At 67.4% G+C, this 14,557-nt stretch carries 14 protein-coding genes; 8 read left to right on the top strand and 6 right to left on the bottom strand.

Features of this window, described 5'->3' with window-relative positions; genetic code table 11:
• Positions 1-28: 28 nt before the first annotated feature.
• From Q0P60_RS07940 to Q0P60_RS07930, 3 genes are all read right to left on the bottom strand, one after another.
• Complete coding sequence (locus Q0P60_RS07940; RefSeq protein ID WP_294990736.1) at positions 29-706, bottom strand: alanyl-tRNA editing protein; 678 nt, start codon at positions 704-706, stop codon at positions 29-31.
• Between the two features lie 157 nt (positions 707-863).
• The gene (locus tag Q0P60_RS07935; RefSeq protein WP_294990733.1) at positions 864-1,952 is read right to left on the bottom strand and encodes a crosslink repair DNA glycosylase YcaQ family protein; all 1,089 of its coding nucleotides are present in this window, start codon (positions 1,950-1,952) and stop codon (positions 864-866) included.
• A gap of 77 nt (positions 1,953-2,029) precedes the next feature.
• Positions 2,030-2,644: a TetR/AcrR family transcriptional regulator gene (locus Q0P60_RS07930; RefSeq protein WP_294990730.1), complete on the bottom strand. Its 615-nt coding sequence runs from the start codon at positions 2,642-2,644 to the stop codon at positions 2,030-2,032.
• Between the two features lie 238 nt (positions 2,645-2,882).
• Here Q0P60_RS07930 and Q0P60_RS07925 point away from each other — a divergent pair, with 238 nt between their 5' ends.
• On the top strand, positions 2,883-5,081 hold the full coding sequence (locus Q0P60_RS07925) for a TonB-dependent siderophore receptor (RefSeq protein WP_294990727.1): 2,199 nt from the start codon (positions 2,883-2,885) through the stop codon (positions 5,079-5,081).
• An 87-nt stretch (positions 5,082-5,168) separates the two neighbouring features.
• Here Q0P60_RS07925 and Q0P60_RS07920 read toward each other — a convergent pair whose 3' ends face one another.
• Positions 5,169-5,834 carry a TraX family protein gene (locus Q0P60_RS07920; protein ID WP_294990724.1) on the bottom strand — a complete coding sequence of 222 codons (666 nt, stop codon included), beginning with the start codon at positions 5,832-5,834 and terminating at the stop codon, positions 5,169-5,171.
• Positions 5,835-5,948: 114 nt separating this feature from the next.
• Here Q0P60_RS07920 and pip point away from each other — a divergent pair, with 114 nt between their 5' ends.
• The 7 genes from pip to Q0P60_RS07885 all read left to right on the top strand — a co-directional run bounded on the left by pip (position 5,949) and on the right by Q0P60_RS07885 (position 13,649).
• Entirely contained in the window at positions 5,949-6,896 is a 948-nt protein-coding gene (gene pip, locus Q0P60_RS07915) for a prolyl aminopeptidase (protein WP_294990721.1), read from the top strand.
• A gap of 263 nt (positions 6,897-7,159) precedes the next feature.
• On the top strand, positions 7,160-7,462 hold the full coding sequence (locus Q0P60_RS07910; RefSeq protein ID WP_294990718.1) for a hypothetical protein: 303 nt from the start codon (positions 7,160-7,162) through the stop codon (positions 7,460-7,462).
• 401 nt (positions 7,463-7,863) lie between these two features.
• The gene (locus tag Q0P60_RS07905; RefSeq protein ID WP_006447714.1) at positions 7,864-8,163 is read left to right on the top strand and encodes a hypothetical protein; all 300 of its coding nucleotides are present in this window, start codon (positions 7,864-7,866) and stop codon (positions 8,161-8,163) included.
• Between the two features lie 63 nt (positions 8,164-8,226).
• Positions 8,227-10,986 (top strand): magnesium-translocating P-type ATPase, encoded by a 2,760-nt coding sequence (gene mgtA / locus Q0P60_RS07900; protein WP_294990712.1) that lies wholly within the window; start codon positions 8,227-8,229, stop codon positions 10,984-10,986.
• 30 nt (positions 10,987-11,016) lie between these two features.
• Positions 11,017-11,757, top strand: coding sequence for an MgtC/SapB family protein (locus Q0P60_RS07895; RefSeq protein ID WP_294990709.1), 741 nt, complete (start codon positions 11,017-11,019; stop codon positions 11,755-11,757).
• Between the two features lie 202 nt (positions 11,758-11,959).
• The gene (locus Q0P60_RS07890; protein ID WP_294990706.1) at positions 11,960-13,015 is read left to right on the top strand and encodes an ATP-binding protein; all 1,056 of its coding nucleotides are present in this window, start codon (positions 11,960-11,962) and stop codon (positions 13,013-13,015) included.
• On the top strand, positions 13,008-13,649 hold the full coding sequence (locus Q0P60_RS07885; protein ID WP_294990703.1) for a response regulator transcription factor: 642 nt from the start codon (positions 13,008-13,010) through the stop codon (positions 13,647-13,649). The genes Q0P60_RS07890 and Q0P60_RS07885 overlap by 8 nt, the downstream gene beginning before the upstream one ends.
• Positions 13,650-13,661: 12 nt before the next feature.
• Here Q0P60_RS07885 and Q0P60_RS07880 read toward each other — a convergent pair whose 3' ends face one another.
• Positions 13,662-14,054 carry a DUF3224 domain-containing protein gene (locus Q0P60_RS07880; RefSeq protein WP_294990700.1) on the bottom strand — a complete coding sequence of 131 codons (393 nt, stop codon included), beginning with the start codon at positions 14,052-14,054 and terminating at the stop codon, positions 13,662-13,664.
• Positions 14,055-14,091: 37 nt separating this feature from the next.
• A complete protein-coding gene (locus tag Q0P60_RS07875) occupies positions 14,092-14,526 on the bottom strand; it encodes an EamA family transporter (protein WP_294990697.1) in 435 nt (144 codons plus the stop codon).
• Between the last annotated feature and the right edge of the window lie 31 nt (positions 14,527-14,557).

Raw genomic sequence — 14,557 nt, 5'->3', positions numbered from 1 at the left:
ACGTTGCGGTGCCCACCAAGGTGGGCGGCTACCCGGGCAACGTACCGCACCATGCCGGGAACGGCCGCGGGTCGAGGGTGATCTCGATGCGCTCCACACCCTTGCCCTGGTTCTTCCGTTTCAGCGAGAGCGCGCCAATCTCACCGGTGCGGCGTGGATGGGTGCCGCCACACCCCATCTGCGCGAAGCCCTCCACCCGCCAGTAGCGGCGGTGGTTGGCCTCATCGGAAAAGGCTGTGACGATCGGCAGGTCGGCCGCCACCAGGGCGGCGGACTGGGCCAGCAACGCGTCAAACAACGCCGAAATGCTGCCAGTGCGCGCGAAGTCGATCCGGGCCCTGGCCGGGCCGATATGCGCGCCAACCTTGCTGATGCCCGGCTCCAGCGCATACACCAGCTGCAGGATCATCTCCACCGCGAAATGGTGGCGCATCAGGCCGTAGCGGCGCGGACCATCAATCTCCACCGCCACCACATCGCCCGCAGTCAGGCCATGCCCTTCGGGCAATCGATAGGTGATGTCCAGGCCGCCTGCGCGGGCGTCCAGCACCGGATGACCGTCGATGGAGCCAGCGTCGCTTTCCTGGCCACCGGAGAACGCGAAGAAAATGGTCTCGTCCAGCTGGATCTCATCACCTGAGACAGCACTGACCCGCGCCTCATGGCGCAGCCGGTAGGGATCGTCCCAGAATGCCTTGATCGTCATCGTGAGCTCCAACCCGGCAACGCGCGCACGGCGAATGCGCGCCGACCCGCTGGCAAGCGCCCCCCTACCTGTGCGGGATGATCATCATTGCAGGCACGCCATCGATGGCCACGGCCCCGGTACATGCCCACCCTGGTGGGCGCCGTTGCTTTGGGCGCTACAGGAAATCCGCCATGCGCTGCAGCTCGTCTTCCAACGCGCCACGGAATACCTTGTCGCGGGCCAGTGACTTGCCGGCGTAGCCCACGCTGGACGCCAACGCACCGTCACGGGCGCTGAGATTGGCCCAGCCCACCACCTGATCGTGCCACAGCACCGGCAGGGCGTAGTAACCGTACTGGCGCTTCGGTGCAGGCGTGTACGCCTCGAACCTGTAGACCCAGCCCCACAACAGCTCGAAGCGGCGGCGGTCCCATGCCACCGGGTCGAACGGTGCCAGCAGGCGCACCTGCTCGTCCGGCACATACCGGCGCGAGCGCGGGTTCTCGTCGGCGGGCCAGTACCAGGTCGTGCCATCCAGCGTGCAGCTGGCCAGTTCCTGCTTGGCCCGCTTCAACGCCTGCCGGGTCTGCTCGGCCAGATGCGGTGCGCCGTAGCCCAGCAGCCGCACCAGGTAGGTCAGGCTGGCCGACGGCAGTGGCGCGTACTTGCGCACCACCAGGTCGATCAGGGCAGCGGCGCGTTCAATCTGCGCCTGCTCGCCGGCATCTGTGTCGGCATGGTCGGCCGCAGCGTAGATGCGGGTTCCACTGTCGCGCCGCTGCACGCGCAACAGGCCCCGATAGTGCATGCCATCCAGCAGGTGCGTGCTGGCATTGCTGGTGCCGCCCCAGTAGTTGGTTACCCGGCCATGCGCGAACGCCTGATCGACCTCGCGCGGATGCACGCTGCCACGCTCGCGCACGAAGGCCAGCACGTCCATCGCCCGGCGCTGGGTTTCGGTATCCCATGCTCGCCTGGACACGCGCGGATGCATCAACGCCAGGTGTTCGCGCGGCAGGAAGCCGTAGTTCACCAGGCAATCTTCCTCCACCGGCAGGCGCGCATAACGCCGCTCCAGGTCACCGGCGCGGTAGTCCTTCACCCGGTGGCGCAGGGTCAGGTCCTGTGCGCGTGCCGGCGCGCGGATCGGGTCGGCCTGCACGAAACCCAGGCGCCGGATCGCCGCCAGCAGCGTGGTGGGCCTGAACAACGTGCGCGCAACCGCGTAGCGGCGCAGATCATCGAGAGTGGGCGTGGCAGGCATGGCCGCATTGTAGATCCACGCCGTGCCTGGATGGGGCTGTGCCGAGCCGTGCAACGGCCGCCACGCAGGGCGTGGATCTACCGAAGCGCCAATACTTCCAGCGACCCGATCACCAGCGCACGCATGCCCTGCTTGAACTCGGCGATCACTTCCTCATCCTGCACGCGGCGGCCGGTCAGCACTTCGGTCTCGTCATCGACCAGCCCATAGACGGTGTCCGCACCGGCAATGCAGTAGAACGCGATGGTCGCCAGCAACCAGCGCGCCTTGTCCAACGGCAAGCCGAACACCTCCGCCACATGGGCCTGGTGCGAAGCGATCTTCTCCAGCATCGGTGCGGTCGCGACCGACCGTCGCAGCAGATACGGCGGCAGCCCCGGGTGAGCCTTCACCACCGTGCACAGCGACTCGACGAATCCCGTCAGGTAGGCCTGCAGTCCGCCCGGTGCGTCGGCCGAAGCCAGTGGAATCTGCCAGCGCTGGAACACCGTGTCGGCCACCAGCCGTTTCAGCGCCTCCAGGTTGGCCACGCGCTTGTACAGCGCGGCCTGGGTCACCGCCAGCTCGGCGGCGACGCTGGCCATGGTCAGGTTCGGCAGGCCCAGCTTGATGCCGACGTCGGCCAGCCGATCGGGAGTGATGGTCGGTGGGCGGCCTCGGGCCGCCGCCGGGATGTCAGGTTGCATGTTCATACCGTAGCGAGGGTGCCAGCAAAAGGACCCTCTTGTCCGCTTGATCCAATTTAGTTTAATTTACTCAACTAATTCGGAATGCGTCTGGTTCGCACCCCAGCGCGGTCCGCACTCGAGCCCGTGGCTCCCTTCCCGCCAGGTCCCCACCCAGCCGACAACCCTGCGCTGCGCCCTCTCACGTGCTTGCCGCCGGCAGCGCGCCAGGCGCGCTCGCACCTGCGATTCACAGGAATCTGGCATGACCGTGTACGACCTCTCCTCTCCGTTGCAGCGCGCCGCAGCCGGCGCGCCCCGCGTTCTGGCGCATTCTCCGGGCGCGATCCGGCGCTGCCGGGTGTCGGCCCTGGCACTGGGGCTGCTGGCCTCGTCGGCGGCGCTTGCCGAGTCCGCGCCGTCCACCCTGCCCTCGGTGCAGGTGCAGGAACAGCGCCGCGTGACCGGTGACTATGCCGGCGGCCAGGTGGCCTCCGGTGGCCGGGTCGGCCTGCTCGGCGACAAGGACTTCATGGACACGCCGTTCAGTACGGTCAGCTACACCGAGGCCTTCATCCGCGACCGCCAGGCCAAGGACCTCACCGACGTCATCGCCGCCACCGACCCCACGGTGTTCAGCAACGGCGTGACCGGCGCCTGGAGCGAGAACTACGCCATCCGCGGCTTCGCCTCCAGCACCAGCGATACCACCTTCAACGGCCTCAGCGGCATGGCGCCGTACTACCGCACCTCGCCGGAGATGTTCGAACGCATCGAAGTGCTGAAAGGCCCGTCCGCCTTGCTCAACGGCATGCCGCCGGGCGGTTCGGTCGGTGGCAGCGTCAACCTGGTCCCCAAGCGCGCGGGTGAGCAGCCGCTGCTGCGGGTCAGCGCCAACTTCGCCTCTGATGCGCAGTTCGGCACGCATGTGGACGTGGGCCGTCGGCTGGGCGCGGACCAGCAGTTCGGCATCCGCTTCAACGGCGCTTACCGTGATGGCGACGGTGCAGTGGGCAAGCAGAGCAAGAAGGTGCAGCTGGGCTCGCTGGCGCTGGACTGGCGCGGCGAGCGCGCCCGCCTCTCCGCCGATCTGTACAGCGCAGATGACCGCGTCGATGGCCCCGCACGAGGTGTCGGCCTGGCACCGGGCGTGGCGATTCCGCGCCCCCCGCGCGGCGACACCCTGATCAACCCGGACTGGGCCTACGTCGACAGCCAGGACAAGGGCGCGATGCTGCGCGGCGAGCTGGACATCAACGATAGCCTGATGGCCTATCTGGCCTATGGCGCCAGCAAGACCGACTACCGCTACAACGGCTCGATCAGTGCGCAGATCCTCAATCCGGCTGGTGACTTCACGACCGTGATGGGCCAGCTGGCGTTCGACATCAGGAAGCAATCGGGAGACGCTGGCCTGCGCGGCAGCTTCCGCACAGGCAAGGTCGGTCACCAGTGGGCGGCCAACGTGACCCACTACCAGCACACCCAGAACGACTATGGCCGCCGCAGCGTGCCGGGCTGGGACTGGACCACCAACCTCTATAACCCGGTGTGGGGCCCGGCTGCACCGTTCGTGGCGCCGCACATCTCGCATACCGAGCTGCGCCTGGACAGCATCGGGTTCGCCGATACGCTGTCCTTCGCCGACGACCGCGTGCAGCTCACGGTAGGCGTGCGTCGCCAGCAGGTGGTCAGCGAGACCTTCAACGTGGTCACCGGCGCGCGAACGTCCCGCTATGACGAGAGCGCGACCACCCCGGCCGCCGCAGTGCTGGTGAAGGCCACCGATGCGCTCTCGGTCTACGCCAACTACATCGAGGGCCTCAGCCAGGGCGCCACCGCGCCAATGACCGCGGCCAATGCCGGCGATGTGTTCGCCCCGTTCCGCACCAAGCAGAAGGAGCTGGGCCTGAAACTGGACCTGGGCAGCTTCGCGCATACCTTCAGCCTCTACGAGATCAAGCGTCCGAGCAGCTACACCGACCCGGTCACGAATATCTTCTCGTTCGGTGGCGAACAGCGGAACCGCGGCGTGGAATGGGGCTTCTTCGGTTCGCCGCTGGACGGCGTGCGCCTGCTGGGCGGCGTGGCCTATGTGCAGCCGAAGCTCACCCGCACCACCGGTGGCGTGAACGAAGGCCGCATTGCCACTGCCGTTGCGCAGCGGCAGGCCAAGCTGGGCGTGGAGTGGGATGTGCCTGCACTGCAGGGCCTGACCCTGACCGGCAATGCCACGGCGATGTCCAGGCAGTACATCAGCGCCGACAACCGCCTGTCGGTACCGGGCCGAACGGTGTTCGATCTGGGTGCACGCTACAGCACCGCGCTGGCAGGCCGCCCTCTTGCACTGCGGGCCAGCGTGAACAACGTGACCAACAAGGCCTACTGGGGCATGCCGCTGCTGTCCAGCCTGGCGTTGGGCGCACCGAGAACGTTGCTGTTGTCGGCCACGATGGAGTTCTGAGCAGGCATCCGCAGCGCTGCCGGGCCGGGCCCTGCCCGGCTCATCCGGCAGCACCACGGCATGCGTGGAGGCCGCCTGCGGCGTGGTTCACGCCAGCAGGCGGGCTGCAGTGGCCAGCACCGCCAGATGCCCCACGTAGTACCCGTAGAACGCCCAGCGCCAGCGTGGCAGCCGCCACTGCACCCGCGCCACCGCCAGCACCAGCGGAATGGCCAACAGGGCCCAGCCGTTGTGGTTGCCCCAGCACAGCGCGCCGAACGCCACCAGCAACAGCCACCAGGCACGGTGGCGGAACGCCAGCCAAGCCAGCACCACGAAACCGACGCCCGCCCATTGATAGTCCACCAGCATCGGCAGGACGCCCGCCACCAGCAGCAACAGCAACGCCCGGTTGCTCACCAGCGCCTGCACCGCCACGGCGGCCAGCAGGAAGGTGAGCAGGATGTTGAGCGGCAACCAGGCGCCGAACGCCCAGGCATGCACTGGCTGCGCGATCACTCCCCATAGCGCCAGCCGACGGATCGACCTGCGCAGGTCCGCACCCGGCTGCGCCAGGTTGCAGGCCATCACCAGGGCAAACAGCGGAAAGGCGATACGCCCCAGTTCGCTGACGACCGGCAGATAGCCGCCGAACACCACCTTGGCCACATGGTCGCCGGTCATGGCCAGCAGTGCGAGCCACTTCAGCAGCTCGCGCGCGCCGCTGCTGAGGCCGGGGTTGAGTGCGGACGTCCCAGACGTGGTCGCTTGCATCGCGGAAGCTTATGCGCATCGGCCAGCCCATTTCCAGCGTCAGGAAAGCATGTGCCACTGCAGACACCAGGCTGCAGCGCTATGCTGGCCGCCCCTGCTTGTGAGGCATGCACCATGCGCACCCTGTACCCGGCGATCGAACCGTACCGTGAGTTCACCCTGCCGGTGAGCGAACTGCACACCCTGCATGTCGAAGAGTGCGGCACGCCGGACGGTATCCCGGTGGTGTACCTGCACGGCGGCCCGGGCGCGGGCATCTCGCCGACCCATCGCCGCTTTTTCGATCCGGCGCGCTACCGCATCGTCCTGATCGACCAGCGTGGCAGCGGCCGCTCGACACCATTCGGCGAGCTGCGCGGGAACACCACCCAGGATCTGGTGGCCGACATCGAGAAGGTCCGCGAGCACCTGGGCATCGATCGTTGGCTGGTCTATGGCGGTTCCTGGGGTTCGACGCTGTCGCTGGCCTACGCGCAGGCCCATCCCGCGCGTGCGACCGGCCTGATCGTGCGTGGCGTGTTCCTTGGCCGCGGGATCGAGAATCGCTGGTTCGCCGAGGCCAGTGGCGGTGCACGCTGGATCTTCCCGGAACGCTGGGATCGCTACGAGGCCTACATCCCGGTGGAAGAACGCGACGACATGATCGCCGCCTACTGGAAGCGCCTGGACAGCGCCGACCCGGCAACCCGGATCGAAGCCGCGCAGGCCTGGCTGGGCTGGGAAGACAACGCCGCGACCCTGCAGCATGACGTCGATGCCGTGTCCACGGACGACCCGCTCGACACCCTGGCCAAGGCCCGCATAGAAGCCCACTATTTCCGCAATGGCATCTTCCTGGAGCCCGACCAGCTGCTGCGTGATGTCGAGCGCATCCGCCACCTGCCGTGCGTGATCGTGCAGGGGCGCTACGACATCATCTGTCCGCCACGCAGTGCGTGGGATCTCGCCAAGGCATGGCCGGAAGCCCGCCTGGAGATGGTGACCTCCGGCCACAGCGCCAACGAGCCGGCCACGGTCGATGCGCTGGTGCGGGCAACGGACGCATTCGCCGACCGGTTCTGAAGACACGGGGCGGTGCCGGCCGCTGGCCGGCATCCTGACGCTTGCGTGCTGGTAGAGCCGACTGTCAGTCGACTGCTTTTGGCAGGAAACCGAAAACCCCGCGCTGCGCGCGCGTCGACTCTCCCCTGCGCCCCGCGTGGGTGAATGACGCCCCACCGCTTGCCTGCGGGCCGTGGATTCTTCGCACGTCCCTTACAGGCAGGTGCCGATGATCCGGCCATGGGCGCCACGGTGGCGATCCCAAGCCCTCACAGGAGCCTGTCATGACCGGAGTCCGCTACCTTCCCGCTGCCCTCGTCGTTGTTGCCGGCCTGCTGCTGGGCGCCTGCTCCAAACCGCAGGAGGCCAGCAAGGCCACCGCCGCCGAGGATGTGACCGAGGTGAAGCTGATCCCGTCCTACGAGTCGCTGGACAAGGACAAGGACGGGATCGTCACCCTGGCCGAAGTGGATGCGGTGGCACCGGACTGGGCCGAACGCCTGCACGCCTGTGATACCGACCGCGACCAGAAGTTGAGCCGCGGCGAATACGACGTCTGCAAGCAGACCACGTCCAAGGCGCATTGATCGTCCCAGCCGGCGCCTCTTGCCCGGCCTCCCGCCAGCGCCGCAGTGGTCGGCGCTGGCGGCGCTTCCATCAACACGCCCCTGATCACGCGCCGACGGCTGCGGCAGGCACGGCCGCGCACCCGCAGGGTGCGCATCCAGACCGTCGCTATACCAAGGTATAGCCGGGCTAACCCACGAGCCTCTAGGACTGCCCCATTCAGGGGCGGACAATAGCGCCACTGGCCGGGCCACACCTGGCCGGCCCCGCCCCTCATGGAGACGCAGATGGACCCCGACCCTGCCGGGCGCTACGCGCCCCTCGTGCCCGCTTCCTGCCTGTTCCTGGCGCCTGTCCGCCGGTCCCTGCCTGCCTGAGTGACGGGGGATCGCCAGGTGCCGCCTGCCTGGAGATCGCCCCCATGTCCTACAAGATCCTCTACATCACCCTGCGCCGCCTGATCGGTGAGCGTGATGTCGCCGCCCTGCGCAGCCAGCTGCTGCAGCATGGCCCGGTCATGTTCGCCCGTTCGTTGTCGCTCGGCTCGCCACGCGTGGTCGCCGACGCGCTGTCGCTGCTGCCGATCAGCGAGCGCATCAACGTACTGCGCCACCTTCCCTACCCGCTGCGCGATGCGATGAAGCCGCTGTGCATCGGCGGCAGCCAACGCCTGCACATGCAGCCATGGTCACCGGCCGTGCTGGCGATGCGCCACGCCTGACCTGTTCCGTTCATTCCGTTCGTGTTCCGGCCCCGGCCGGCTCTGACATTCGAGGAGAGTCCCATGAGCCTGCTCAACGCCTGGTTCAACGCCTTCCTGCGCAGCCGCCGCGCAGGCAACCTGTTCCGCCGCCGCGCGATGCCCGAGGCTGGTTTCGGCCCTGGCAGCGCCGAGGCAGCGCCGTTCGCGCTCACCACCGGCCTGGTCACCCTGGCCCAGCAGGATGAAGCTGTCCTGCTGGATACGCTGGGCTCGCATGCCGATGGCCTCAGCCCCCACGAGGCCGAGGAGCGCCTGGCCACGCTCGGCCCCAACGAAGTCGATCACGAAAAGCCGCTGCCGTGGTGGCGCCATCTGTGGCAGTGCTACCGCAACCCGTTCAATCTGTTGCTGACCGTGCTGGCCACAGTGTCCTGGCTGACCGAGGACATCAAGGCAACGATCGTGATCGGCGCCATGGTGGCGCTGTCGACGCTGATCCGCTTCGTGCAGGAAGGCCGCTCCAACCGCGCCGCCGAACGGCTGAAGGCGCTGGTAGGCAACACCGCGCGCGTGCTGCGCCGCAACCCCGGCACCGAAGCCGCCGATGTCGCGGACCAGTACTTCGGTGCGCACCTGCACAGCCGTCGCCCGGCGCGCCTGCTCGACCTGCCGATCCGCGAACTGGTGCCCGGCGACCACATCGTATTGTCGGCCGGCGACATGATTCCGGCCGACTGCCGCGTGCTGACCGCCAAGGATCTGTTCGTGGCACAGGCGGCGATGACCGGCGAATCGCTGCCGGTGGAGAAGTTCGCGCATCCGGGCGACAGCCTGGCCGGCCTGCTGGAACAGCACAACCTGCTGTTCATGGGCACCAACGTGGTGTCCGGCACCGCTACTGCAGTCGTACTGGCCACCGGCAACCGCACCTACTTCGGCACGCTGGCCCAGCGCAGCACTGCCACCGACCGCGCGCCGACCGCATTCCAGGCCGGGGTCAACAGCGTCAGCTGGCTGTTGATCCGGTTCGCACTGGTGATGGTCCCGTTCGTGCTGCTGATCAACGGCTGGACCAAGGGCGACTGGACCGAGGCCTTCCTGTTTGCGCTGTCGGTGGCAGTGGGCCTGACCCCGGAAATGCTGCCGATGATCGTCACCTCCACCCTGGCCAAGGGCGCGGTGCTGCTGTCGCGGCGCAAGGTGATCGTCAAGCGCCTGGATGCCATCCAGAACTTCGGCGCGATGGAAGTGCTGTGCACCGACAAGACCGGAACCCTTACCCAGGACAAGATCGCATTGGAACGGCACACCGATGTGTTCGGCCACGATTCGGAGGATGTGCTGAAGTTCGCCTACCTCAACAGCCACTTCCAGACCGGGCTGATCAACCTGCTGGACCGTGCGGTGCTGGAGCACGTGGAGCTGCAGAGCTCGCTGCGGCTGTCGCAGGACTATCACAAGGTGGATGAGATCCCGTTCGACTTCGAGCGCCGTCGCATGTCGGTGGTGGTCTCCGAGCGCGAGGACCACCACGAGCTGATCTGCAAGGGTGCCGTCGAGGAAATGCTGGCGGTGTGCAGCACGGTGCGCGAGAACGGGCAGGACATGCCGCTGGACGAGCGCCGCCTGGCCCGCGTCCGGCAGACCACCGAGGAGCTGAACGAACAGGGGCTGCGCGTGGTCGCGGTGGCGATGAAGGAAACCGCTGCCAGCCAGACCGTGTACTCGCAGGCCGACGAATGCGGATTGACCCTGGTCGGCTACGTGGCCTTCCTCGACCCGCCGAAGGAATCGGCCGCCCAGGCACTGCAGGCGCTGGCCGCGCATGGCGTGGAGGTCAAGGTATTCACCGGCGACAACGAGCTGGTGACCGCCCGCGTCTGCGCCCAGGTCGGCCTGGACGCCGACACCATCCTGACCGGACCGCAGGTCGAGCGCATGGATGACGGTGCACTGTCGCGCGCGCTGCATCAGCATCGGGTGTTCGCGCGCCTGACGCCGCTGCACAAGGAGCGGCTGGTGCGCGCGCTGCGCGCCCAGGGCAAGGTGGTCGGCTTCCTGGGGGACGGCATCAACGATGCACCGGCCCTGCGTGCAGCCGACATCGGCATCAGCGTGGACAGCGCGGTTGACATCGCCAAGGAGGCGGCCGACATCATCCTGCTGGAAAAGAACCTGATGGTGCTGGAGGAAGGCGTCATCCAGGGCCGGCGCACGTTCAACAACATGCTCAAGTACATCCGCATGACCGCCAGCTCCAACTTCGGCAATGTGTTCTCGGTGCTGGTCGCCTCGGCCTTCCTGCCGTTCCTGCCGATGCTGCCGCTGCAGCTGCTGGTGCAGAACCTGCTGTACGACATCTCGCAGATCGCCATCCCGTTCGACAATGTGGACGAGGAGCTGGTACGCAGGCCGCTGAAGTGGAACCCGGCGGACATCGGCCGCTTCATGGTGTTCTTCGGGCCGATCAGCTCGATCTTCGACCTGACCTGCTTCGCGCTGATGTGGTACGTGTTCGATGCGCGCACGCCGGCCGACCAGGGCCTGTTCCAGTCGGGCTGGTTCGTGGTCGGCCTGCTGACCCAGACCCTGATCGTGCACATGATCCGCACGCCCAAGGTGCCGTTCCTGCAGAGCATCGCCGCCCCCCCGCTGCTGCTGATGACCGGCCTGATCATGGTCATCGGCGTGGCCCTGCCGATGAGCCCGCTGGCCGGCTATTTCAAGCTGCAGGCACTGCCGCCCGGCTACTGGCCGTTCCTGGTCGCGATCCTGTTCGGCTATGCAGTGCTGACCACGGCGCTGAAGAAGTTCTACATCCGCCGCTACGGCTGGCAGTAGGCGCGCCACGTCCTGCACAGGGAGAAAGGGATGCTCGACATCACACCAAACCTGCCAGCGTTCAACGCCGGCGCCACCCTGAGCTCGCTGATCAGCCTGTCGGTGGCCTTCGTGCTGGGTGCCATCATCGGCCTGGAGCGGCAGTTGCGCCAGCGCACCGCCGGCCTGCGTACCAACACGCTGGTGGCGGTGGGTGCGGCGGTCTTCGTCGACCTGGCCGTGCGCTTCCACGACCTTTATGGCGGACCGCCCTCGCCGCTGCACGTGGTGGCCTATGTGATCTCCGGCGTCGGCTTTCTCGGTGCCGGCGCGATCATGAAGGACGGTGCGCAGGTGTCCGGCCTGAACACCGCCGCCACCCTCTGGGGATCGGCGGCGGTGGGCGCGTGTGCCGGTATCAAGCTGCTACCGGAAGCGGTGATGGCGGCGGTGTTCGTGCTGGCCGCCAATACGCTGCTGCGGCCGGTGGTCAACCGCATCCAGCGCCAGCCGCTGCCGGAGGCCTTCAGCGAGGCTACCTATGCAATCAACGTGGTCTGCCAGCGCGAGCAGCAGGCCGAGGTGCTCGACCAGCTGTTGCTGCTGCTTGAGCAGGCCCAGTATCCGGTGCGCGCGGTGGACCAGCGCCCCTTCGGCGAGCGCGACGTGGAGATCGAAGCGGTGTTGTATGCCACGACGGTCGATGCCGGCGAACTGGATGCCGTACTGGCCACGCTTGCGACCACACCGGGCGTGCTGCAGGGGTTCTGGAACGCCAGCCTGGAGGAGTAGCGCCCAGTACCGTGCATTGCTCTGGTGGGTGCCGACCGTTGGTCGGCACAAGCTGCAGAATCCCTGCCCCTGGGCTTCGTGCCGACCAACGGTCGGCACCCACCAAGGGTCGAGATCCACCAAAGGTCGAGATCCACCAAGGGCCGGGATCCACCCAAGGCGGCTTTGCTATCCTTTCCGCCTACGCTAGGGAGCTGTTTCGATGCCATCGCTGTCGCCCCGCCGCCCGCTGGTGCTGCTGGCCCTGATCGTCGTGATGGCGGCGATCTTCCTGATCGACACCGTCACCGACTATGCGGTCGCTGCGGCCTGCTTCTACGCCGCCGTCATCCTCGCCGCGTCGCGCGTACTGGGCGCGCGCGGCTTGATCACACTGGCCGTTGCCTGTATCGCGCTGACCGGGCTGAGCTTCTTCCTTACCCGTTTCGGCACCTATCGCATCGGCCTGGTCAATTCGGTGATCGGCATGCTGGTGATCGGCATCACCACCTACCTGGCGCTGAACATGGAAGCGGCCAAGGCTGCCGTGCAGGAGGCGCAGGGCCGTCTGCTGCGGGTCGCGCGGGCCTCCACCGTTGGTGAGCTGACCACCTCCATCGCGCATGAAGTGAACCAGCCGCTGGCCGCCATCGCCAGCAGCGCCGAGGCCTGCCAGCGCTGGCTCGCACAGGACCCGCCGAACGTGGACAAGGCACGACAGACCGTGGCCCGCATCCTGGCCGATGCACATCGCGCCGGTGACGTGATTGCCCGCATCCGTGGCCTGACCCAGGGTGCGGCACCGGAGCGGCGTGCCTTTGACCTCAACCAGGCCGTCGAAGAGATGCTGGCACTGTCGCGCAGCGAGCTTGACCAGCACGGTGTCAGCGTGGCCCTGCTGCTGGCGCCGGACCTGCCTCCGGTGCAGGCCGATCGCGTGCAGGTGCAGCAGGTGATCGGCAATCTGATCCTCAATGCCGTCGATGCGATGGAAGCGGTGCCCGCCGCCGATAGACGCCTGTCCCTGCTGACCCGGCGTGATGGTCCGCGCATCAGCCTCAGCGTACGTGACCGCGGTGTCGGGCTGCCCGCCGATCAACCCGAGCGCGTGTTCGATGCGTTCTGGACCACCAAGTCACATGGGCTGGGTCTCGGCCTGAGCCTGAGCCGTTCGATGATCGAAGCCAACGACGGCCAGATCCGTGCCGAGCGACCCGCCGGCGGCGGTGCCTGCTTCGTGTTCGACCTGCCCATCGCCACGGATGTCCCGCATGCCTAAGTCCGCCACACCCGTCACCGAACCGGCGCCGGTCGTCTACGTCGTCGATGACGATGCCTCGGTGCGTGCCGCGCTCGAAGACCTGCTGGCATCGATGGGCCTGCAGGTGCGGGCCTTCGCCTCCACCCAGGCGTTCCTCGAACATGCGCTGGAGGATGCTCCGGCCTGCCTGGTGCTGGATGTGCGCATGCCGGGCCAGAGCGGCCTGGACTTTCATCGCACGATGGGCAGCCATGGCCTGCAGGTGCCAGTGGTCTTCATTACCGGCCATGGCGACATCGCAATGGGGGTCAACGCGATCAAGGACGGCGCCATAGAGTTCCTGACCAAGCCCTTCCGCGACCAGGAACTGCTCGACGCCATCCACAAGGGCATCGAGATCGACCGCCAGCGCCGCCGCGAGGGCGAGGCACTCGGCGCCCTGCAGCAACGCTGGAAGACGCTCAACCCAGGCGAACGCGAAGTGGTCGATGGCGTGGTGCGTGGCCGCCTCAACAAGCAGATCGCCGGCGACCTCGGGGTGAGCGAGATCACCGTCAAGGTGCGCCGCGCACAGGTGATGCGCAAGATGGGGGCGCGCACCCTGGTTGACCTGGTGCGCATCTACGACCGCCTGCAGGCGGGCAACGGTTGATCGCCGGCCCGCCTATGCCGGGCCGGGCAATGCGTACAGCAGCCGGTACTCATGCCGGCCATCGCTGAGGGTGATGTGCAGCGTGCCGCTCAGGCCCAGCAGGCCCTCGCTGCCGGAATCGGGCACCACCACGACGCTCAGCTGCGGCTCGCCACGGGTCATCACTCCGTTGTGCTGCAGGGTGAAGGCCCCCTGGCGCCCGGCCAGCGTGGCCGTCACCCGCTCCATCGCCACGTAGCCGGCCGAACCCTCCACCGGGGTGCGGAACGCCAGCATCCGGCCGACACTGCGGCCCTGCAGGTCGCCGTGGAAGTGCTTGTCGATCGACATCAACCCGATCGGGCCCTCGTTGCCGCCGATCGGCTGCAGCGTTACCTCGAACGTACCGCGGGCTTCACCGTGCATGCTGCCTCTCCTGTCGCTTGCGCTGGATGCCACTGTTTCACCTCTTCGTCGCCAGCACGATCACCCCGGCCAGCACCAGCCCGATGCCGCTCCATTCGCGCAGGCTGGGCCGCTCACCCAGCAGCAGATAGGCCAGCACGATCACCAGCACCACGCTGAACTTGTCGACCACCGCCACCTTGGCCAGCTCACCGCTCTGCAGTGCACGGAAATAGAACAGCCACGACGCTCCCGTGGCCAGTGCCGACAGCACCAGGAACAGCTGGGTACGTCCCGGCAGCAGCAGCGGGTTGGACCATTTGCCGGAGACCACCACCAGCGGCACGATCACTGCCGCCACCACCAGGGTGCGGATGGCCATGGCCAAGTCCGAATCCACGCCCCTGACGCCAACCTTGGCGAACAGCGCGGTCAGCGCGGCGAAACAGGCTGACAGGCCGGCCCAGGCCAGCCACTGCGGAACGTTCTGCATGCTGCGCCACTCCCGGTTCCCAGAGCCCCCA

The sequence above is a fragment of the uncultured Stenotrophomonas sp. genome, from assembly GCF_945952405.1.
Taxonomy (GTDB): Bacteria; Pseudomonadota; Gammaproteobacteria; order Xanthomonadales; family Xanthomonadaceae; genus Stenotrophomonas.
This window is presented reverse-complemented; position numbering and strand designations above follow the sequence as displayed.

Bases quoted from the DNA above. Each gene is read 5' to 3' on its own strand.
- Q0P60_RS07940 (WP_294990736.1), bottom strand. From the start codon at position 706: ATGACGATCAAGGCATTCTGGGACGATCCCTACCGGCTGCGCCATGAG.
- Q0P60_RS07935 (WP_294990733.1), bottom strand. From the start codon at position 1,952: ATGCCTGCCACGCCCACTCTCGATGATCTGCGCCGCTACGCGGTTGCG.
- Q0P60_RS07930 (WP_294990730.1), bottom strand. From the start codon at position 2,644: ATGAACATGCAACCTGACATCCCGGCGGCGGCCCGAGGCCGCCCACCG.
- Q0P60_RS07925 (WP_294990727.1), top strand. From the start codon at position 2,883: ATGACCGTGTACGACCTCTCCTCTCCGTTGCAGCGCGCCGCAGCCGGC.
- Q0P60_RS07920 (WP_294990724.1), bottom strand. From the start codon at position 5,834: ATGCAAGCGACCACGTCTGGGACGTCCGCACTCAACCCCGGCCTCAGC.
- pip (WP_294990721.1), top strand. From the start codon at position 5,949: ATGCGCACCCTGTACCCGGCGATCGAACCGTACCGTGAGTTCACCCTG.
- Q0P60_RS07910 (WP_294990718.1), top strand. From the start codon at position 7,160: ATGACCGGAGTCCGCTACCTTCCCGCTGCCCTCGTCGTTGTTGCCGGC.
- Q0P60_RS07905 (WP_006447714.1), top strand. From the start codon at position 7,864: ATGTCCTACAAGATCCTCTACATCACCCTGCGCCGCCTGATCGGTGAG.
- mgtA (WP_294990712.1), top strand. From the start codon at position 8,227: ATGAGCCTGCTCAACGCCTGGTTCAACGCCTTCCTGCGCAGCCGCCGC.
- Q0P60_RS07895 (WP_294990709.1), top strand. From the start codon at position 11,017: ATGCTCGACATCACACCAAACCTGCCAGCGTTCAACGCCGGCGCCACC.
- Q0P60_RS07890 (WP_294990706.1), top strand. From the start codon at position 11,960: ATGCCATCGCTGTCGCCCCGCCGCCCGCTGGTGCTGCTGGCCCTGATC.
- Q0P60_RS07885 (WP_294990703.1), top strand. From the start codon at position 13,008: ATGCCTAAGTCCGCCACACCCGTCACCGAACCGGCGCCGGTCGTCTAC.
- Q0P60_RS07880 (WP_294990700.1), bottom strand. From the start codon at position 14,054: ATGCACGGTGAAGCCCGCGGTACGTTCGAGGTAACGCTGCAGCCGATC.
- Q0P60_RS07875 (WP_294990697.1), bottom strand. From the start codon at position 14,526: ATGCAGAACGTTCCGCAGTGGCTGGCCTGGGCCGGCCTGTCAGCCTGT.